Source organism: Huaxiibacter chinensis, from assembly GCF_022171985.1.
GTDB lineage: Bacteria > Pseudomonadota > Gammaproteobacteria > Enterobacterales > Enterobacteriaceae > Enterobacter > Enterobacter chinensis_A.
In genome coordinates, this window is the sequence record NZ_JAJVHF010000001.1 from 681,587 (window position 1) to 700,591 (window position 19,005).

A 19,005-nucleotide genomic window follows, 5' to 3' on the forward strand; every position below is an offset into this window, starting at 1 on the left:
CAATATTAACCCGGAATAAAAAATGACCTCGCGTGTGATTGCTCTGGATTTAGACGGTACCTTACTGACCCCGCAAAAAACCTTGCTCCCCTCTTCGCTCGAGGCACTGAAACGTGCTCAGGAAGCAGGGTATCAACTTCTCATCGTCACGGGCCGACATCACGTTGCCATTCATCCTTTTTATCAGGCACTGGCATTAGATACACCTGCAATTTGTTGTAATGGCACTTATTTGTATGATTATCATGCAAAAAAGGTTCTGCAAGCCGATCCCTTGCCTGCACAGCAGGCCCTGCAACTCATTGACCTGCTGGATGAACACGCCGTTCACGGCCTGATGTATGTCGATAATGCCATGCTGTATGAGCGCCCTACCGGCCACGTGATCCGCACCAGCAACTGGGCGCTGTCGCTGCCTGAAGCGCAGCGTCCGGTCTTCACGCAGGTCTCCTCTTTGCGCCAGGCTGCTGAAGAAGTCGACGCTATCTGGAAATTTGCCCTGACCGATGAAGACACCACAAAACTCAATGAATTTGCCCTGCACGTGGAGCAAACGCTCGGTCTGGAGTGCGAATGGTCATGGCACGATCAGGTTGATATCGCCCGCAAAGGCAACAGTAAGGGTAAACGCCTGACGCAATTTGTCGAGTCGCAGGGCGGATCAATGCAGGATGTCATTGCCTTTGGCGATAACTACAATGACATCAGTATGCTGGAAGCGGCGGGGATCGGGGTGGCAATGGGCAACGCCGATGATGCGGTAAAAGCACGCGCCAATATCGTGATTGGCGACAACACCACCGACAGCATTGCCCGGTACATCTACACCCATCTGCTGTGATCAGGTCGTAATCGAGACGCTCTTGATTTGCGCGTAGAGCCACAGGCCAGGTTTGATGCCCAACTCATCTCTGGCCCAGGGGCTGATACGCGCCCACAGGGTTTTACTTCCCACGTCCAGTTGCACTTCGACCTGACCGTTGTCGTCAAAACACTGGGCTACCTTTGCGCGCAGGATATTACGGATACTGGTTTGCAACGGCGGTTGCAGGACAAGCGAGACATCCGAGGCCTGAATACGGATTCGCAGCGCCGTTTGCAGCGGCTTATCAATGCGGTTAACCCACAAATGCTGGTCGCCCAGCGCCAGCGCCGTCATGGCATAGTGCGGATGATGCTCCATTATGCTGACCTTCAGAATGCTGCTCTGCTGCTCTTTCGGTAGCCAGGGATGCATCACGCTGCTCCCCCAGACTTCCTCCAGATTGCCGAAGGCTTTCACGTTGCCGTTTTCCAGCACCAGCACTTTGTCGGCCAGATGCAAAATCTCATCCAGAGAGTGGCTGACGTAGAGCATGGGGATATTGATTTCGCGCGCCAGCCGCTGAAGATATGGCAGCAGTTCACGTTTGCGCGGAATATCAAGAGACGCCAGCGGTTCATCCAGCAGCAAGAGGTCCGGGGCGGTTAACAGGGCGCGCCCGATTGCCACACGCTGTTTTTCTCCCCCCGAAAGGGAGGATGGCAGCCGATCCAGCAATGCCTCAATGCCCAGAAGAGAGACCAGATGATCAAAGTGCGCGCCCATGCTTTTCGCCATGCCATAGCGCAGGTTGCCGCGCACTTTGTAATGGGGAAACAGACGTGCGTCCTGGAAAACGTAACCAATGCGGCGTCTCTCCGGCGCCAGGAAGATCTTGCGGTCAACGTCCGTCAGCACGCGGTCGTTTAGCACTATGCGGCCAGTTTGAGGACGCGTGAGTCCGCTAATGGCGTTGATAAGCGACGTTTTCCCCGCCCCTGAGACACCAAAGACAGCGGTGATGCCGCTGGCGGGAAGCGTTTCATTCAGCGTCAGGGTATGGTTACCCAGCGTTTGGGTGAAATTCAGTTCAAGCATGATTATTTCCCCATCCGCTCGCGGCTCACGCGCGCCAGCCATTCTGAAATGAGCAGCGACACCAGGGCCAGCACAATCGAGATGATGCACAACCGCGCGGCAGCACCTTCGCCGCCGGGGGTCTGGATCAGGGTGTACATCGCCGAGGGCAGGGTTCGCGTTTCACCGGGTATGTTTGAGACAAAGGTAATAGTGGCGCCAAACTCCCCCAGCGAACGGGCGAAGGCCAGGACCGTCCCCACAATGATGCCGGGCAGCGTCAGCGGTAAGGTGATGGTCATAAAGACGCGCCAGCGACCCGCACCCAGCGTACGCGCCGCCTGCTCCAGCCGGATATCGACGCCTTCCAGCGCCAGGCGAATGGCACGCACCATCAGGGGAAAGGACATGACCGCCGCAGCTAACACCGCGCCGCGCCAGCTAAACGCAAACGTCAGGCCAAACCAGTCGTATAACCACTGGCCGATAAAGCCGCGACGCCCCATGGCAATCAGTAATAAATAGCCCACCACGACAGGCGGTAAGACGAGAGGAAGGTGAAGCACGCTGTCGAGCAACGCCTTGCCGGGAAACCGGCAGCGAACCAGTAACCAGGCAAAGAAGATCCCAAAAGGCAAACTGAACACCACTGCCAGGGAAGAGACTTTAAGGCTCAGCAGAACAGCCTGCCATTCAGGATCCGTCAATATCATTCGTGAGTCGTAAATCCATATCGTTTAAAGATTGCCGACGCTTCTGGCCCCTTCAGGTAGTCATAGAAGGCGCTGACCGTCGCATTTTTGTGTCCATCAACAATGGCCGCCGGGTATTCCACTTTCTTGTGGGAGTCTTCCGGGAAGGTGCCAACCACTTTGACCCCTTTCCCGGCGACGGCGTCGGAACCGTAAACAATGCCCAGCGGGGCTTCGTTACGTTCCACCAGCGCCAGTGCGCCGCGTACGTCTTCCGCCGGCGCCAGTTTTGCCGACAATGTATCCCAGGCACCCAGTTTTTGCAGCGCTTCTTTGGCATAGATCCCGGCGGGAACATGTTCCGGATCGCCCACCGCCAGACGTCCGCCGTTGAGCAGGCTTGCCCATTGCGTCTCTTTACTGATGGTTACATCGCCCTGCGTGCCGGTTTTTGGCGCCACCAGCACAAGACTGTTACCCAACAACGTGGCGCGCGTCGCCGTATCAATCGCTTTTTTATCGGCCGCGTAATCCATCCATTTCTGATCGGCAGAGATGAACAGGTCAGCCGGCGCACCCGCCTCTATCTGGCGAGCCAGCGTCGACGAAGAGGCAAAAGAGGAGACCACGTCGACGTTGTGCTCTTTTTTATACTGTGCAGCAATATCCTGCATGGCGTTCGTCAGCGATGCAGCAGCAAAAACGGTAATTTTGCCTTCGTCAGCCAGCGCCTGCCCGGTGAGCATCAGCGTCAGCATCGCCCCTGCGAAAAAACGTAATCCAGTACGTGTCATGGGTAACCTCTTTGAGTTTCGTTATATATTTATAAATATAACGATATCACCGGGGAGATCCTAGCGTTAAATCGTACCGATTAATGAGTAAAGCGCACGGCGAATGGAATAAATATCGGCGGGAATGGCGAAAACTTAAGAGCAAAACGCCCGGGCAGGCCGGGCGTTTTGACGGAAATCAATGCTGCTTTTTAGGCTGGTCCCGGTGACCAATGTTCGAAAACAGGTTGAACACTTCACCCAAACCGTAGATGGCACCGAGGATGATGGCCATCACTACGGGTACCATGATCACGGCGAATACCAGACTTTTCAACAACTCTAACATGGTTTTCTCCAGACAATGTGAATAGCGTATTCTACCCTTAAAAGAGAGAAAAACATCCCCTTTTGTGCGGTGCCCTTTGCGCCGGAAGGCATTTGGGTCACAATACCCTTTTTGCCAGGACTCCGTGCTATGCAGGCCGAAATTCTCCTTACCTTACGACTTCAGCAGAAACTTTTCGCCGATCCGCGCCGTATCGCCCTGCTTAAACAGATAGAACAAACGGGCTCAATTAGCCAGGGCGCCAAAAACGCCGGTATCAGTTACAAAAGCGCCTGGGATGCCATCAACGAGATGAACACCCTGAGCGAACAAACGCTGGTCGACAGAGCCACAGGCGGCAAAGGGGGCGGCGGTGCGCTACTCACCCGGTATGGCCAGCGTCTGATTCAGCTTTACGATTTGCTGGCACAGATTCAGCAAAAAGCCTTTGATGTCTTAAGCGACGACGATGCCCTGCCGCTGGACAGCCTGCTGGCGGCCATCTCCCGCTTTTCACTTCAGACCAGCGCACGCAATCAGTGGTTCGGCACGGTGACCGCCCGCGATCGCGATACCGTGCAGCAACACGTCGATATTCTTCTGGCGGATGGCGCCACGCGCCTGAAAGTGGCCCTCACGGCGCAAAGTGGCGAACGCCTGGGGCTGGACGAAGGCAAAGAGGTGCTGGTGCTGTTAAAAGCGCCGTGGGTCAATATTACGCGTGACGCGAAACGTGCCAAAGAGGCAGACAACCAGTTACAGGGAACCATTACCCACATCTCACGCGGAGACGAGCAGTGCGAAGTGTTGATGACTCTGCCCGACGGCCAGACGCTATGCGCCACAATTCCGTTAGCCGATGCTACCGACTTAGAAGAAGGTGCGGACGTCACGGCATATTTTAACGCTGACCGCGTCATTATCGCCACGTTGTGCTAAGTCCATTGACAAACGCGCCGCCAGTGAGTATCCCTGAGAACTATTGCTGCAAAAAACGGGATAACTCATGTCATCATTGCATATTTCGCAAGGCACGTTTCGTCTTAGCGATACCCACATCTTAACCCTGCCGGACTTAACCCTGCGCGCTGGCGAAAGCTGGGCGTTTGTCGGCACCAACGGCAGCGGGAAATCTGCGCTGGCGCGCGCCCTGTCCGGTGAACTGACTCAGCTTAAAGGCGAGCGCCACAGTACCTTTACCCGCGTGACGCGCCTCTCCTTTGAACAGCTGCAAAAGCTGGTCAGCGACGAGTGGCAGCGCAACAACACCGATCTGCTCAGCCCCGGTGAAGAGGATACGGGCCGCACCACCGCCGAAATTATTCAGGACGAGGTGAAAGACAGCGACCGCTGCCAGCAGCTGGCCGAACAGTTTGGTATTACCGGTCTGCTTGAACGGCGCTTCAAATACCTCTCGACGGGTGAAACACGCAAAACTTTGCTGTGCCAGGCGCTGATGAGTGAGCCAGACCTGCTGATTCTGGATGAGCCCTTTGACGGGCTGGACGTGCATTCCCGTGAGCAGCTGGCCCTCCTGCTGGAAACGCTCAACCGACAGGGCTATACCCTTGTGCTGGTGCTTAACCGCTTTGATGAAATTCCCTCTTTTGTTCAGTACGCCGGTGTTCTTGCCGATTGCGCACTGACTGAAACAGGCGAAAAGAGCGCCTTATTACAGCAGGCGCTGATTGCCCAGCTGGCGCACAGCGAAAAGCTGGACGGTATTCGTCTTCCCGAGCCGGACGTGCCCTCCGCCCGCCACGGGCTGGTCAGCGGTCAGCCGTTGATCGTGCTAAATAATGGCCAGGTCGCCTATAACGATCGCCCTATTCTCAATCAACTTAGCTGGACGGTGCAGCCGGGTGAGCACTGGCAAATTACGGGACCAAACGGCGCCGGTAAATCGACGCTGCTGAGCCTGATTACCGGCGACCATCCGCAAGGATACAGTAATGATTTGACCCTGTTTCACCGCCGCCGCGGCAGCGGTGAAACCATCTGGGATATTAAAAAACATATCGGCTACGTGAGCAGCAGCCTGCATCTGGATTACCGCGTCAGCACATCAGTGCGTAACGTTATTTTGTCGGGTTATTTCGATTCCATTGGTATTTATCAGGCGGTATCTGACAGGCAGCACAAACTTGTGCAGCAGTGGCTGGATATACTGGGCTTTGACAACCGCCTTGCCGATGCGCCGTTTCATGGTCTCTCCTGGGGGCAACAACGTCTTGCGCTGATTGTGCGCGCCCTGGTTAAACACCCCACGCTGTTGATTCTGGACGAACCGTTGCAGGGGCTGGATCCGCTAAACCGTCAGCTGATCCGCCGCTTTGTAGACGTGCTGATTGGCGAAGGTGAAACACAGCTGCTGTTTGTTTCACACCATGCCGAAGATGCGCCTTCCTGCATCACGCACCGACTGGCGTTCGTGCCTGAAGGTGAAGGCTACCGCTACCTGCTGAGCAAAATTGAATAACCCTTCGGGGCTGCGGCCCCGTTTTTCAGATAACCTGCATCAATACATCCCTATCTCTTTGATTTAGAATAGGCTAACCACGGCAAAAAAGGGTGTCCTGTCTGAGTGTAAACGATTCCACTATTTTATCCCATGTCACACTTTTCGCGTCTCTGATATGCTATGTTTATTACATACCATAAGCCTAATGGAGCGAAACATGCGAGTTCTGGTAACAGGTGGTAGCGGTTACATAGGAAGTCATACCTGTGTGCAACTGCTGCAAAATGGGCATGATGTCATCATCCTCGACAATCTTTGCAACAGTAAGCGCAGCGTCCTCTCTGTGATTGAACGCCTGGGCGGTAAGCAACCTACGTTTGTAGAGGGCGATATCCGCAACGAAGCGTTAATGACCGAAATTCTGCACGACCATGCTATCGATACGGTGATCCACTTTGCTGGACTAAAAGCGGTCGGTGAATCCGTGGCAAAACCGCTCGAATACTACGATAACAACGTTAACGGTACGCTGCGTTTAATCTCGGCGATGCGTGCTGCGAACGTGAAAAACTTTATCTTTAGCTCCTCCGCCACGGTTTACGGCGATCAGCCTAAAATTCCATACGTTGAAAGCTTCCCGACCGGTACGCCACAAAGCCCCTACGGCAAAAGTAAACTGATGGTCGAGCAAATCCTCGCGGACTTGCAAAAAGCCCAGCCTGACTGGAGCATTGCCCTGCTGCGCTATTTCAACCCGGTAGGCGCACATCCGTCGGGCGATATGGGCGAAGATCCTCAGGGCATCCCGAATAACCTGATGCCTTACATTGCGCAGGTGGCGGTGGGCCGTCGCGACTCTCTGGCCATTTTTGGCAATGATTACCCGACAGAAGACGGTACGGGCGTGCGCGACTATATCCACGTGATGGACCTTGCTGATGGTCACGTTGCCGCCATGCAGCAGCTGGCGGGTAAGCCTGGCGTGCATATCTATAATCTGGGTGCGGGCGTTGGCAGCAGCGTGCTGGATGTCGTGAATGCGTTCAGTAAAGCGTGTGGCAAACCGGTGAAGTATCACTTTGCCCCACGTCGCGACGGCGATCTTCCCGCTTACTGGGCAGATGCAACCAAAGCCGATAAAGAGCTTAACTGGCGCGTGACCCGCACGCTGGATGAAATGGCACAAGATACCTGGCACTGGCAGTCACGCCATCCGCAAGGCTATCCCGACTAAGGATCAGTGATGACGCAATTCAACCCCGTCGATCATCCGCATCGGCGTTATAACCCGTTAACCGGGCAATGGATTCTGGTTTCTCCGCATCGCGCGAAGCGGCCCTGGCAAGGAGCGCAAGAAACGCCTGCTCAGCAGACCCTTCCCGCGCACGACCCCGACTGTTTCCTCTGTCCGGGCAATACCCGTGTGACCGGTGATAAAAATCCGGATTATCAAAGCACCTACGTGTTTACCAACGATTTTGCGGCCCTGATGACCGATACGCCTGACGCGCCGGAAAATGACGATCCGCTGATGCGTTGTGAAAGCGCGCGCGGCACGAGCCGGGTTATCTGCTTCTCACCGGATCACAGCAAAACGCTGCCTGAGCTGAGCGTCGATGCGCTTAAAGAGGTGGTCAACACCTGGCAGGCGCAAACGGCAGAGCTGGGCCAGACCTATCCGTGGGTGCAGGTTTTTGAAAATAAAGGTGCGGCCATGGGCTGTTCCAACCCGCATCCGCACGGTCAGGTTTGGGCTAACAGCTTCATACCAAATGAAGTAGAGCGTGAAGACCGACTGCAAAAAGCCTATTACGCGGAGCACCAGTCGCCCCTGTTGGTCGATTATGTCAAACGCGAAATGGCAGACGGCAGCCGTACCGTCGTCGAGACTGAACACTGGCTGGCGGTGGTGCCGTACTGGGCGGCGTGGCCGTTTGAAACGCTCCTGCTGCCTAAAGCCGCCGTGCAACGCATCACCGATCTGACAGATGCGCAGCGCGACGACTTAGCGCTGGCGTTAAAAAAACTTACCAGCCGCTATGACAACCTCTTCCAGTGCTCCTTCCCCTATTCTATGGGCTGGCACGGCGCGCCGTTTAACGGGGAAGAGAACGCGCACTGGCAGCTGCATGCCCATTTCTATCCGCCATTGCTGCGTTCCGCAACGGTGCGTAAATTTATGGTGGGCTATGAAATGCTGGCAGAAACCCAGCGTGACCTGACGGCTGAGCAAGCCGCAGAGCGTCTGCGCGCTGTCAGCGACGTCCACTACCGCGAATCAGGAGTTTAAAAACATGAGTTTGAAAGAAAAAACACAATCCCTGTTTGCTGAAAAATTCGGCTACCCTGCCACCCACGCGATTCAGGCGCCCGGCCGCGTGAATCTGATTGGTGAACATACCGACTACAACGATGGTTTTGTTCTGCCCTGCGCCATTGATTACCAGACCGTCATCAGCTGTGCGAAACGCGATGACCGTCAGGTACGCGTGATTGCCGCCGACTATGACAATCAAACTGACACATTCTCTCTGGATGCGCCGATTGTCGCGCACGAGTCGCAGCAGTGGTCAAACTATGTGCGTGGCGTGGTGAAACACCTGCAAAATCGCGACAAAAGCTTTGGGGGCGCCGATCTGGTGATCAGCGGCAATGTTCCACAGGGGGCCGGTTTAAGTTCGTCCGCCTCTCTGGAAGTGGCGGTCGGAACGGTTTTCCAGCAACTTTATCACCTGTCGCTGGACGGCGCGCAAATTGCGCTGAACGGACAGGAAGCGGAAAACCAGTTTGTCGGCTGTAACTGCGGGATTATGGATCAGCTGATCTCGGCGCTCGGTAAGAAAGATCACGCCCTGCTGATCGACTGCCGTACGCTGGGAACAAAAGCGGTCTCCGTACCGAAAGGGGCGGCGGTGGTCATCATCAACAGCAACTTTAAGCGGACGCTGGTCGGCAGTGAATACAATACCCGTCGTGAACAGTGCGAAACCGGCGCGCGATTCTTCCAGCAACCGGCCTTACGCGATGTCACCCTCGACGAATTCAACAAAGTGGCTCACGAGCTGGACCCGGTGGTCGCAAAACGCGTTCGCCATGTCCTGACCGAAAATGCCCGCACCGTTGAAGCCGCCTCCGCACTGGAGCACGGCGATCTGAAACGGATGGGTGAGCTGATGGCAGAGTCTCACGCTTCGATGCGCGATGACTTTGAAATCACCGTGCCGCAAATCGATACGCTGGTCGAGATCGTGAAAGCGACGATTGGCCATGAAGGCGGCGTGCGCATGACCGGCGGCGGCTTTGGCGGCTGTATCGTCGCACTGATTCCCGAGTCGCTGGTTCCTGCTGTACAGGATGCCGTTGAGAAACAGTACGAAGCGAAAACGGGCATCAAGGAAACCTTTTACGTGTGCAAACCTTCACAAGGAGCGGGTCAGTGCTAAACGAAACGCCAACTCTCGCCGCGGATGGTCTGCCGTACCGTCTGCTCACCCTGCGTAATCCGGCCGGGATGGTTGTTACGGTCATGGACTGGGGCGCTACCCTGCTCTCCGCCCGCGTCCCGATGCCTGACGGCAGCGTTCGGGAAACCTTGCTTGGCTGCGCCTCGCCTGAACAGTATCCCCAGCAGGAGGCGTTTCTCGGCGCCTCGGTGGGACGTTATGCCAATCGCATCGCCAAAAGCCAGTTTGAGCTCGACGGCAAGCACTACACGCTGTTGCCAAGCCAGGGCGAAAACCAGCTTCACGGTGGGCCAGACGGTTTTGATAAGCGCCGCTGGCGTATCGTTCAGCAGAATGACAGCGAAGTGTTGTTTGCCATTGAGTCACATGATGGCGACCAGGGCTTCCCGGGAAATCTCTCTGCAACGGCACGTTTTACCCTGACCGACGATAATCGTATTGCCATTGAGTATCGCGCCACCGTCGATAAGCCTTGCCCGGTGAATCTGACCAATCATGCTTACTTTAATCTCGACGGCAATCGCTGCGACGTGCGTCAGCATAAGCTGCAAATTTTGGCCGATGCGTATCTTCCCGTTGATGAAACGGGCATCCCTTATCAGGGTCTCAAGTCGGTGAACGGCAACAGCTTTGATTTCCGCGAGGTGAAAACCATTGCTCAGGATTTCCTGAGCGATGACGATCAGCGCAAGATGAAAGGCTATGATCACGCGTTCCTCCTGCAGGCAAAAGGCGATCTTTCAGCGCCTGCGGCACAGCTCTGGTCAGCGGATGAAAAGCTGCAAATGACGGTCTACACCACTGCGCCTGCGCTGCAATTTTACTCCGGGAACTATCTGGGCGGCACGCTCGCGCGCGAGCATGACGAGTACAGCGACTGGCAAGGCCTGGCGCTGGAAAGCGAGTTTTTACCCGACAGCCCAAACCACACCGACTGGCCCCAGCCAGACTGTGTGCTGCGTCCTGGTGAAGAGTATGTGAGCGTAACCCACTACCACTTTATCCCCGCCTGAAAATAACCATTGCGCCCACCGTTTACGGCGGGCGCACTTACCATAATCGAGAGCGTATCCTCCGGCATGAGTGCCAGACTATCCTCAATCCGCCTCTTCAACTTCCTGTTAAAGAATTTGATTGACCAGACGTCGCCGATAGTGCCCCGGCGTGACGGAAGTGATCTTTTTGAAGTGATTAATAAACAGGCCTGGACTGCTGAAACCCGCGTCAAACGCAATATCCGTGACGGAGAAGTTGGTGGTTTCCAGCTGCTGCCTGGCATAGTTGATACGTATTTCGTTAATCAACTGGCCGGGCGTTTTTTGATAATAGCGATTCGTGGCTCTGGTCAGGTAAGACTGCGTTTTCCCTGATAGCCGAACCATATTTTCCAGCGCTTTCTCCGCAAACAACGCTTTATTGTGCATCTGTCGAACTAACAGGGTAAGCCAGCCGGGAACCTCACTCTGCTCCTGCGCATTATCGTAGTGGCATAAACGGTTGACGATATAATAGGTTAAGAGCTTATTGAACTCGTCAAACTCACCAGGATAGGCGTTTAACGTTGCGAGCGTAGATTCGATATAGTTTAAAAAAGAACCCGTAACGGAATAACGTTGCGATGCCACAAAACACGATGGCAGCAGGGAAAGATAATGCTGGTCGAAATAGCGCTTGCCAATTCCCATATTAAGTATGCGGGTCACACCATAGTCATAATAGGTCTGGTGATTTGACCCCACCGGAATGAAGACGAAATCACCTCGGGCCAGATCCACTCTTTTACCATTTATAATCTGACTGCAAATGCCATTCAAAATGAGCGTAAATTCGTAATAATCATGCTCATGTAAGCCACTCCTGCTTTCCGTTTTATCCAGAATAAAGAAATAGAAATCTTTGCCCTTCAGAAACTGGCTCTCCTGTACGGTATGGCATTCCATGATTGTTCCTCGTCAGAATTTTAACGCATTCGCGATCTCTTCTTCGCTCTCTTCTTTTTCTATTACGCTTTGTGCTTTGTTCGCGATAACGACAAACGGCAGATAGATAAATGTCGCCACGGACAGGTTAACCAGCGCGAGGAACAGCGCGGGTACGCTGCCGTTACTATTGAAAAAAGCTCCGAGCCCCGGCGGCATGGTCCATGGCGCGAAATTCGTGGATGGCGGAATAATATCCAGCGACCAGGCAGCCAGCGCAATGCCCGCGAGGATCGGCTGAATGACCACAAAGGGGATCATCAGCACCGGGTTCATTATGATCGGCAAGCCAAACAGAATAGGCTCATTAATATTGAATAACCCAGAGGGCAATGCCATTTTCGCGACCTGGCGGTAGTCAGCGCGGCGCGAGGCAATGAATATCGCAAAAATCAGTCCAAGGGTTGCCCCTGTCCCACCCAGATAAACGTAGGATTCCAGCATCGGCCCGGTCCAGAAGTGGAAATTTTTCCCGGCCGCCAGCGCCGCCTCAATGGACCCATATTCCGTATACGTAGCCATGTTTTCCAGACCCCAGGGGCCAAGGATGCCGCTGTTTAAGGCAGTGAGCGCCAGTCCACCATGGACGCCAAAGAACCATAGTAAGGAATTAAAAATCACATAAGCCCAGCCCACAACCCCGCCAAGCGACGCCAGCGGATTCGAGATGGAATTCATAATAACCTGGTGGAAGTGGGCGCCTGACAACGCGAGTGCCCAGGAGATCATTCCAGCGATAAGCAGGATAATAAAGCCGGGGACAAGTGCGGTAAATGAACGAGACACAGACTCCGGTACGCTGTCGGGCAGCACCACAACCCATTTACGCCGAAGAATAAAGGTGACTGTCTCGGCCACGGCCAGGCCAATAATAATACCTGAGATAATATTTGCGCCGCCCAGCCAGTTCGCGCCAACGGCATTTATCTCCCCCACCCTGAATGGCGTGAGCGTCATAAAAGTGGCAATGGATAATAATCCTGCCGCCAGCGGATCCACTTTACGTTCTTCAGCCAGTGCCATGCCGATAAAAAACGGCGTCATAAGAGACATAATCCCCAGCGTGCCGTTATACACGCTGTTGCCTGTCATTTTTAACCCATTGAACGTATTTATCGTCTCGGCATCCAGATGGATACCTATTGACCAAAAAAATGACCCATTCTCAAAATTAAGCAATACATTATTAATTAGCACAAATATCGCCCCAACCAGGGTTAAGGGCATCAACCGAATAAATCCGTTTTTTATCGCATTAACGTGTACTTGCTTTCCCAGCCTGATTGCCACAGGCAAAATCATGCGCTCCAGCGAACCGACAAAACCAGCCATAAATGACACCCTCACATTTTTAATGGGGAAATTAAGCTTTTATTCTTTAAAAGGACGTTGCTCATACATCAGCAGAATGGTGTTTAGCATAACTGAGCGGCCTTCTGGGCGATAACGAATGAGTATCGCAAATGGTGAATGGTTGACCTGTCGGGTTGATGGTTTTCACAAATTGCATAATTGTGCCGGGCGCTTTCTCTGTCCGCAGCAATTTTCGCCAAACGATCAACCAACATACATGTTTGAGCAACGACTGGTTTACAAGTGTCTTACATAGAGCGCAGATTTTCGCTATTGTATTGAATAAGCGTTGCTGCTGGCATGGTCAGGGCAATATAATGAGAATTGTTATCATTCGATAAAGCTTGAGGAGTAAAATATGGCTGTAACTAAGCTGGTTCTGGTGCGCCACGGCGAAAGTCAGTGGAACAACGAAAACCGCTTCACCGGTTGGTACGACGTTGACCTGTCCGAGAAAGGCGTAAGCGAAGCAAAAGCAGCAGGTAAGCTGCTGAAAGATGAAGGCTTCAGCTTTGATTTTGCTTATACCTCTGTGCTGAAACGTGCCATCCACACCCTGTGGAACGTCCTGGACGAACTGGATCAAGCCTGGCTGCCGGTTGAGAAATCCTGGAAACTGAACGAGCGTCACTATGGTGCGCTGCAGGGCCTGAACAAAGCCGAAACCGCTGAGAAATACGGCGACGAGCAGGTTAAGCAGTGGCGTCGCGGCTTCGCGGTCACCCCACCAGAGCTGACCAAAGATGATGAGCGCTATCCGGGCCACGATCCACGCTACGCAAAACTGACCGATGCAGAGCTGCCACAGACTGAAAGCCTGGCGCTGACCATCGACCGCGTGGTGCCATACTGGAACGAAACCATCCTGCCACGCATTAAAAGCGGTGAGCGCGTTATCGTCGCTGCCCACGGTAACTCCCTGCGTGCGCTGGTGAAGTTCCTGGATAACATGAGCGAAGAAGAGATCCTCGAACTGAACATCCCAACGGGCGTTCCGCTGGTGTATGAATTCGACGAAAACTTCAAGCCATTGAAACGTTACTATCTGGGCAATGCAGACGAAATCGCGGCGAAAGCGGCTGCCGTAGCAAACCAGGGTAAAGCGAAGTAATTTTCGCAGACGTAAAAAAAGCGTGGAGCCTCCACGCTTTTTTTTGGCCTTGCTGAGCGTTAGCCGCGACGGGCTTTTACCGCCCCGGCAAGCTGGCGCAGGATCGCATCGGTATCTTCCCAGCCAATGCAGGCATCCGTAACGCTTTTGCCGTAAACCAGCGGTTCACCGCCTTCGAGACTTTGATTTCCCTCCACCAGGTGGCTTTCAATCATCACCCCGATAATCGCTTTTTCACCGTTCGCCATCTGCTGACAGACGTCGGTACCCACGTCCATCTGCTTTTTGAACTGCTTGCTGGAGTTCGCATGGCTGAAATCGATCATCACGTTAGGCGTCAGACCCGCTTTTTCCAGCCCGGACTTCACCTCAGCCACATGCTGTGCGCTGTAATTAGGCTCTTTACCACCGCGCAAAATGATATGGCAGTCGCCGTTTCCGCTGGTGTTAACGATGGCAGAATGTCCCCATTTGGTGACGGAAAGGAAGCAGTGCGGCGCCCCCGCAGCATTGATCGCATCGATGGCGACCTTAATGGTGCCGTCAGTGCCGTTCTTAAATCCAACCGGGCAGGAGAGACCGGACGCCAGCTCACGGTGAACCTGTGATTCCGTTGTCCGTGCGCCGATGGCGCCCCAGCTCATTAAATCCGCCAGATACTGCGGCGTAATCATATCCAGAAATTCACCCGCAGCCGGTAAACCGCTGTCGTTGATTTCCAGAAGCAGCTTGCGCGCAATACGCAGACCGTCGTTGATCTGGAAGCTGTTATCCATATGAGGGTCGTTGATCAGCCCTTTCCAGCCCACCGTCGTACGCGGTTTTTCAAAATAGACGCGCATAACAATTTCCAGCTCGTCTTTCAGCGCTTCGCGCAGCGTCAGCAAACGAGATGCATACTCTTTTGCCGCGGCAGGATCGTGAATGGAACAAGGGCCAATCACCACCAGAAGACGATCGTCGCCGCCTTGCAGGATCTTATGGATCGCTTTGCGGGCGTGAGAAACCGTATTTGCCGCGTTTTCAGTAGCAGGGAATTTTTCAAGGAGTGCGACGGGAGGTAATAACTCGTTGATCTCTTTAATGCGTAAATCGTCGTTCTGATAATTCATTTTCTTTCCAGCTCTGCCATATCTTTCATCATGAATGCAATCCCTCCAATCTATCTCGTCATTCGCGAAGTGTAAACGGGCTTTTACACTTCACACGGATAATTCCTGGAAATAGGTTAATAAACGTCACAAAGTAGCGAAAAACGAGAGGTAATCTACACTTTTTAACTGTAACGACTGAGATTTATCTTTTAGACATGATTCCATCCTGCCACAGCAACATAGGGCGGAATCTTTGACCACTCAATGACGTGCACTGTTGGAAAGTTATCCAGCAAATAACGACCAGAACAGGAGCAGCATAATGAAAATGACCAAACTCGCGACCCTTTTCCTGACAGCGACACTCACCATGGCCAGCGGCGCAGCACTTGCCGCAGAAACGGGCTCTTCAGATGGTACAGGTCAGGCAAACGCCGCAGCTGAAGCCGGTCAGGTGGCCCCTGATGCAAAGCAGAATATTGCCCCTAATGGCGTTAACAATAACGACATTAATAACGGCAGCACCAATACCGGTGGCACCATGATGAATTCGAATGGAACGGATTCCGGCACCATGAATCATGACAACATGACCAAGGACGAAATGCATAAAAACTCTATGTGTAAAGACGGTAAATGTCCCGATACCAGCAAAAAAGTCGGTGACGATGCCAACACCAAAACAGACGGCACCACGCAGTAATAGAGCCTGATGTCTGAATCAAGAAGGAGAGCGCAAGCTCTCCTTTCTTTTTTGGGCAAAATGTTAAAGACTCTAAGCTCACAGGGATAACGGAGCAGAACTACCCATGGCGCACTCTCACTCACCCGCCTCTGGCGACGATAACGCTAAACGACTCATGCTGGCTTTCGGCGTCACCGCCCTCTTTATGGTTATTGAGGTCATTGGCGGACTGGTGTCGGGTTCACTGGCGTTGTTGGCTGACGCCGGACATATGCTGACGGATGCGGCTGCGCTCCTTTTCGCATTGATGGCGGTACACTTTGCACGTCGCCCACCGAATACGCGTCATACGTTTGGCTGGCTGAGACTCACCACCCTTGCCGCCTTCGTTAATGCCATCGCCCTGGTGGTGATCACGATTTTAATTGTCTGGGAAGCCTTTCAGCGATTCTCCCACCCGCAACCTGTCGCCGGGGCGACCATGATGGCCATTGCCGTCGCGGGTCTGGTGGCGAACATCTTATCATTCTGGATTTTGCACCGCGGCAGTGCGGAGCAAAACCTGAACGTGCGTGCCGCCGCGCTGCACGTGCTGGGCGACCTTCTTGGGTCTGTGGGCGCTATTGTCGCGGCGCTGGTCATCCTCTATACCGGCTGGACGCCCGTCGACCCGATACTGTCGGTACTGGTTTCCTGCCTGGTCTTACGCAGCGCATGGCGGCTGTTAAAAGAGAGTGTGAATGAGTTACTGGAGGGTGCACCGGTCTCGCTGAATATTCCTCAGCTGAAACGCGATCTTTGTCGTTCCGTGCCGGAAGTGCGGAATGTGCACCACGTTCACGTCTGGCAGGTGGGCGAAAAACCGGTTATGACTTTGCATGTGCAGGTTGTGCCGCCCCACGATCATGACGCCCTTCTGGGTCGAATCCAGCATTTTCTCGCGCATCATTATGAGATTGGTCATGCGACGATCCAGATGGAGTATCAGCCCTGCAATGGGCCGGACTGCCACCTCAATGAGACGCAGCCCGGCCACACGCACCATCACCATCATTAACGTGCCAGCGCGCGGGAGCCTCTCTCACGCGCGCTCTTGATCCACATCCGGCTACCGTTCAGCGCAATGAAGGTGAGCAGCAGATACTCCAGCGACATGGCGTAAACGCCCTGACGCGCAAAGATCACTACGCTTATCACGTTGATAATGACCCACAGGAGCCAGTTTTCAACGTATTTACGCGTCATCAGGATCATCGCTGCAATCGACAGCACCATCATGCAGGAATCCCAGAACGGAAACGCGTCCGGCTGTAGTTCAGGTTGGGTGACATTCAGGCCAAGTGAACTCATCACCATGACCGCGATACGGGTCAGATAAGCGAAAACCGGATTGATATAGACGGTCATCAGGCCGATGGCGACCACGCAGGCCACGAGCCAGGCGATGGCTTTCGGCAAGGGTAGCCAGCGAATTTGCAGCTCGGCTTCCTGCTGGCTGTTTTGCCTTGACCAGGCATACCAGCCGTAAATATTGGCGGCAAAGAAAAACAGCTGTAACAGCAGGCTGGCATACAGCTGGATCTGGAAAAAGATGATGGCGAAGAGCGTGACGTTAATCAGCCCAAACGCATAGTTGCTTATCTTTTCAAGGCTTGCCAGCCAGATGCAGAGCAGGCCCGCCAGAGTGCCGATTGCTTCAATCCATGAGAGATCGTAGCCACCGGTGCCAATCGGGATATGAACCAGGATGTTCTGCGTGCTAAAAAAATCCATCTCTTCCTCAAAAATTAGTGATTTATGAACGAAGTGTAGCCGCAAAATCCAGCATGCGGTTAAGCGGAATCAGCGCGCCTTCACGCAGTGCCGCATCAACATGGATTTCATGCGCCGCTCCGCCGTTTTCTAACCCTTCTGCAATGGCTTTCAGGCCGTTCATTGCCATCCACGGGCAGTGCGCGCAGCTGCGGCATGTCGCCCCTTCTCCAGCGGTGGGCGCTTCAAGCAACTCTTTCTCCGGCACGGCCTGCTGCATTTTATAAAAAATGCCGCGGTCGGTGGCCACGATCAGCTGTTGATGTGGCAGAGTTTGCGCGGCGTGGATGAGCTGACTGGTCGATCCTACCGCATCAGCCAGGTTGACCACGGATTGTGGAGACTCCGGATGCACCAGAATGGCCGCTTCCGGATAGAGCGCCTTCATGCGCATCAGCCCTTGCGTTTTAAATTCATCATGCACGATGCAGGCCCCCTGCCAGCAAAGTACGTCTGCGCCAGTTTGCTTTTGCACATAGCCACCAAGATGTTTATCCGGTGCCCAGATAATTTTCTGGCCCAGGCTATCAAGATGCTCAATCAGTTCAACCGCAATACTGGAGGTGACCACCCAGTCGGCCCGCGCTTTCACCGCAGCGGAGGTATTGGCGTAGACCACCACGGTACGATCCGGATGGGCATCGCAAAACGCGGTGAACTCGTCAATCGGACACCCTAAATCGAGTGAGCACTCGGCGTTAAGGGTTGGCATCAGAATCGTTTTTTCCGGGCTTAAGATTTTAGCCGTTTCGCCCATAAAGCGAACGCCCGCAACCAGCAGCGTTGACGCCGGATGCTTTGCACCGAACCGCGCCATTTCAAGCGAGTCAGAAATACATCCGCCCGTCTCTTCGGCAAGCTGTTGAATTTCTGGATCGGTGTAATAATGCGCGACCATAACCGCATCGCGCTCTTTCAGTAATCGCTTGATTTTCTGACGATAAAATTGTTTCTCGTCCGCCGTCAAGGGAACCGGCTTTGGCGGGAAAGGATAGATTGCGGCTTCAGGGTCGAACATCACGCTCATCGTCATATCTCGTTTTACAGGCTTAACAATAATCTCTGTCTTACCTAAAGCAACCGCAAGACGGGCTGAATATGTTTTGTATACTAAACAAGATAGCGAATTTGTGAGGAAATGTCATCGGAATTACGCGTACTGCGTTTGCAGATGGCACTTCGCAAATCGACATTTGAAGGCTACTATCGCTGCAGGTTCGAATCGTTTATATCGCAGAAAGCAAAAAGGCGCCTTTAGGGCGCCTTTTTACATTAGTGGGTCGTGCAGGATGACTCGCTTCGCTCGCCCTTCGGGCCGTCGCCGCAAGCGGCTCCGGTGCCTCACTGCGTTCGGCTCAAACCTGCTGCAGATTC

General features: G+C 53.8%; 19 protein-coding genes. 10 read left to right on the plus strand and 9 right to left on the minus strand.

Annotation, left to right across the window (positions count from 1 at the left end; all coding sequences use genetic code 11):
* The first annotated feature begins 22 nt into the window (after positions 1 to 22).
* Positions 23 to 841, plus strand: a complete 819-nt coding sequence (locus LZP96_RS03315) for a pyridoxal phosphatase (RefSeq protein WP_064325384.1) — start codon at positions 23 to 25, stop codon at positions 839 to 841.
* On the opposite strand, the gene modC is transcribed toward LZP96_RS03315, so the two are convergent.
* The 4 genes from modC to LZP96_RS03335 all read right to left on the minus strand — a co-directional run bounded on the left by modC (position 842) and on the right by LZP96_RS03335 (position 3,693).
* Positions 842 to 1,900, minus strand: coding sequence for a molybdenum ABC transporter ATP-binding protein ModC (gene modC / locus LZP96_RS03320; RefSeq protein ID WP_064325383.1), 1,059 nt, complete (start codon positions 1,898 to 1,900; stop codon positions 842 to 844).
* 2 nt (positions 1,901 to 1,902) lie between these two features.
* Complete coding sequence (modB, locus tag LZP96_RS03325; protein ID WP_064325382.1) at positions 1,903 to 2,592, minus strand: molybdate ABC transporter permease subunit; 690 nt, start codon at positions 2,590 to 2,592, stop codon at positions 1,903 to 1,905.
* Positions 2,589 to 3,365 carry a molybdate ABC transporter substrate-binding protein gene (modA, locus tag LZP96_RS03330; RefSeq protein ID WP_258925690.1) on the minus strand — a complete coding sequence of 259 codons (777 nt, stop codon included), beginning with the start codon at positions 3,363 to 3,365 and terminating at the stop codon, positions 2,589 to 2,591. The genes modB and modA overlap by 4 nt, the downstream gene beginning before the upstream one ends.
* 178 nt (positions 3,366 to 3,543) lie before the next feature.
* The gene (locus LZP96_RS03335; RefSeq protein WP_064325380.1) at positions 3,544 to 3,693 is read right to left on the minus strand and encodes an AcrZ family multidrug efflux pump-associated protein; all 150 of its coding nucleotides are present in this window, start codon (positions 3,691 to 3,693) and stop codon (positions 3,544 to 3,546) included.
* A 129-nt stretch (positions 3,694 to 3,822) separates the two neighbouring features.
* On the opposite strand from LZP96_RS03335, the gene modE reads away from it, so the two are divergent.
* From modE to galM, 6 genes are all read left to right on the plus strand, one after another.
* Positions 3,823 to 4,611: a molybdenum-dependent transcriptional regulator gene (gene modE, locus LZP96_RS03340; protein WP_064325379.1), complete on the plus strand. Its 789-nt coding sequence runs from the start codon at positions 3,823 to 3,825 to the stop codon at positions 4,609 to 4,611.
* Positions 4,612 to 4,678: 67 nt separating this feature from the next.
* Positions 4,679 to 6,151 (plus strand): molybdate ABC transporter ATP-binding protein ModF, encoded by a 1,473-nt coding sequence (gene modF / locus LZP96_RS03345; RefSeq protein ID WP_258925691.1) that lies wholly within the window; start codon positions 4,679 to 4,681, stop codon positions 6,149 to 6,151.
* 199 nt (positions 6,152 to 6,350) lie between these two features.
* Positions 6,351 to 7,367, plus strand: coding sequence for a UDP-glucose 4-epimerase GalE (gene galE, locus LZP96_RS03350; protein WP_258925692.1), 1,017 nt, complete (start codon positions 6,351 to 6,353; stop codon positions 7,365 to 7,367).
* Between the two features lie 9 nt (positions 7,368 to 7,376).
* Positions 7,377 to 8,423 (plus strand): galactose-1-phosphate uridylyltransferase, encoded by a 1,047-nt coding sequence (galT, locus tag LZP96_RS03355; protein ID WP_064325376.1) that lies wholly within the window; start codon positions 7,377 to 7,379, stop codon positions 8,421 to 8,423.
* Positions 8,424 to 8,427: 4 nt separating this feature from the next.
* Complete coding sequence (galK, locus tag LZP96_RS03360; protein ID WP_258925693.1) at positions 8,428 to 9,576, plus strand: galactokinase; 1,149 nt, start codon at positions 8,428 to 8,430, stop codon at positions 9,574 to 9,576.
* A complete protein-coding gene (gene galM / locus LZP96_RS03365) occupies positions 9,570 to 10,610 on the plus strand; it encodes a galactose-1-epimerase (RefSeq protein ID WP_258925694.1) in 1,041 nt (346 codons plus the stop codon). The genes galK and galM overlap by 7 nt, the downstream gene beginning before the upstream one ends.
* Positions 10,611 to 10,718: 108 nt before the next feature.
* Here galM and chbR read toward each other — a convergent pair whose 3' ends face one another.
* Complete coding sequence (gene chbR / locus LZP96_RS03370; protein WP_064325373.1) at positions 10,719 to 11,537, minus strand: transcriptional regulator ChbR; 819 nt, start codon at positions 11,535 to 11,537, stop codon at positions 10,719 to 10,721.
* A 12-nt stretch (positions 11,538 to 11,549) separates the two neighbouring features.
* A complete protein-coding gene (gene chbC, locus LZP96_RS03375; RefSeq protein WP_064325372.1) occupies positions 11,550 to 12,908 on the minus strand; it encodes a PTS N,N'-diacetylchitobiose transporter subunit IIC in 1,359 nt (452 codons plus the stop codon).
* A 379-nt stretch (positions 12,909 to 13,287) separates the two neighbouring features.
* On the opposite strand from chbC, the gene gpmA reads away from it, so the two are divergent.
* Positions 13,288 to 14,040 (plus strand): 2,3-diphosphoglycerate-dependent phosphoglycerate mutase, encoded by a 753-nt coding sequence (gene gpmA, locus LZP96_RS03380; protein WP_064325371.1) that lies wholly within the window; start codon positions 13,288 to 13,290, stop codon positions 14,038 to 14,040.
* 59 nt (positions 14,041 to 14,099) lie between these two features.
* Here the strand turns inward: gpmA and aroG are convergent, their stop codons facing one another.
* Entirely contained in the window at positions 14,100 to 15,152 is a 1,053-nt protein-coding gene (gene aroG / locus LZP96_RS03385) for a 3-deoxy-7-phosphoheptulonate synthase AroG (RefSeq protein ID WP_064325370.1), read from the minus strand.
* A gap of 304 nt (positions 15,153 to 15,456) precedes the next feature.
* On the opposite strand from aroG, the gene LZP96_RS03390 reads away from it, so the two are divergent.
* Together LZP96_RS03390 and zitB are read left to right on the plus strand one after the other, a co-directional pair.
* A complete protein-coding gene (locus LZP96_RS03390) occupies positions 15,457 to 15,837 on the plus strand; it encodes a YbgS-like family protein (protein ID WP_064325369.1) in 381 nt (126 codons plus the stop codon).
* Between the two features lie 106 nt (positions 15,838 to 15,943).
* Positions 15,944 to 16,876: a CDF family zinc transporter ZitB gene (gene zitB / locus LZP96_RS03395; protein ID WP_064325368.1), complete on the plus strand. Its 933-nt coding sequence runs from the start codon at positions 15,944 to 15,946 to the stop codon at positions 16,874 to 16,876.
* Here the strand turns inward: zitB and pnuC are convergent.
* Both pnuC and nadA read right to left on the minus strand, forming a co-directional pair.
* Entirely contained in the window at positions 16,873 to 17,592 is a 720-nt protein-coding gene (pnuC, locus tag LZP96_RS03400; RefSeq protein WP_064325367.1) for a nicotinamide riboside transporter PnuC, read from the minus strand. The two genes, zitB and pnuC, sit on opposite strands and share 4 nt — an antisense overlap.
* A 22-nt stretch (positions 17,593 to 17,614) precedes the next feature.
* Positions 17,615 to 18,658 carry a quinolinate synthase NadA gene (gene nadA, locus LZP96_RS03405; protein ID WP_064325366.1) on the minus strand — a complete coding sequence of 348 codons (1,044 nt, stop codon included), beginning with the start codon at positions 18,656 to 18,658 and terminating at the stop codon, positions 17,615 to 17,617.
* Positions 18,659 to 19,005: the final 347 nt, after the last annotated feature.

Bases quoted from the DNA above. Each gene is read 5' to 3' on its own strand.
- LZP96_RS03315 (WP_064325384.1), top strand. From the start codon at position 23: ATGACCTCGCGTGTGATTGCTCTGGATTTAGACGGTACCTTACTGACC.
- modC (WP_064325383.1), bottom strand. From the start codon at position 1,900: ATGCTTGAACTGAATTTCACCCAAACGCTGGGTAACCATACCCTGACG.
- modB (WP_064325382.1), bottom strand. From the start codon at position 2,592: ATGATATTGACGGATCCTGAATGGCAGGCTGTTCTGCTGAGCCTTAAA.
- modA (WP_258925690.1), bottom strand. From the start codon at position 3,365: ATGACACGTACTGGATTACGTTTTTTCGCAGGGGCGATGCTGACGCTG.
- LZP96_RS03335 (WP_064325380.1), bottom strand. From the start codon at position 3,693: ATGTTAGAGTTGTTGAAAAGTCTGGTATTCGCCGTGATCATGGTACCC.
- modE (WP_064325379.1), top strand. From the start codon at position 3,823: ATGCAGGCCGAAATTCTCCTTACCTTACGACTTCAGCAGAAACTTTTC.
- modF (WP_258925691.1), top strand. From the start codon at position 4,679: ATGTCATCATTGCATATTTCGCAAGGCACGTTTCGTCTTAGCGATACC.
- galE (WP_258925692.1), top strand. From the start codon at position 6,351: ATGCGAGTTCTGGTAACAGGTGGTAGCGGTTACATAGGAAGTCATACC.
- galT (WP_064325376.1), top strand. From the start codon at position 7,377: ATGACGCAATTCAACCCCGTCGATCATCCGCATCGGCGTTATAACCCG.
- galK (WP_258925693.1), top strand. From the start codon at position 8,428: ATGAGTTTGAAAGAAAAAACACAATCCCTGTTTGCTGAAAAATTCGGC.
- chbR (WP_064325373.1), bottom strand. From the start codon at position 11,537: ATGGAATGCCATACCGTACAGGAGAGCCAGTTTCTGAAGGGCAAAGAT.
- chbC (WP_064325372.1), bottom strand. From the start codon at position 12,908: ATGGCTGGTTTTGTCGGTTCGCTGGAGCGCATGATTTTGCCTGTGGCA.
- gpmA (WP_064325371.1), top strand. From the start codon at position 13,288: ATGGCTGTAACTAAGCTGGTTCTGGTGCGCCACGGCGAAAGTCAGTGG.
- aroG (WP_064325370.1), bottom strand. From the start codon at position 15,152: ATGAATTATCAGAACGACGATTTACGCATTAAAGAGATCAACGAGTTA.
- LZP96_RS03390 (WP_064325369.1), top strand. From the start codon at position 15,457: ATGAAAATGACCAAACTCGCGACCCTTTTCCTGACAGCGACACTCACC.
- zitB (WP_064325368.1), top strand. From the start codon at position 15,944: ATGGCGCACTCTCACTCACCCGCCTCTGGCGACGATAACGCTAAACGA.
- pnuC (WP_064325367.1), bottom strand. From the start codon at position 17,592: ATGGATTTTTTTAGCACGCAGAACATCCTGGTTCATATCCCGATTGGC.
- nadA (WP_064325366.1), bottom strand. From the start codon at position 18,658: ATGAGCGTGATGTTCGACCCTGAAGCCGCAATCTATCCTTTCCCGCCA.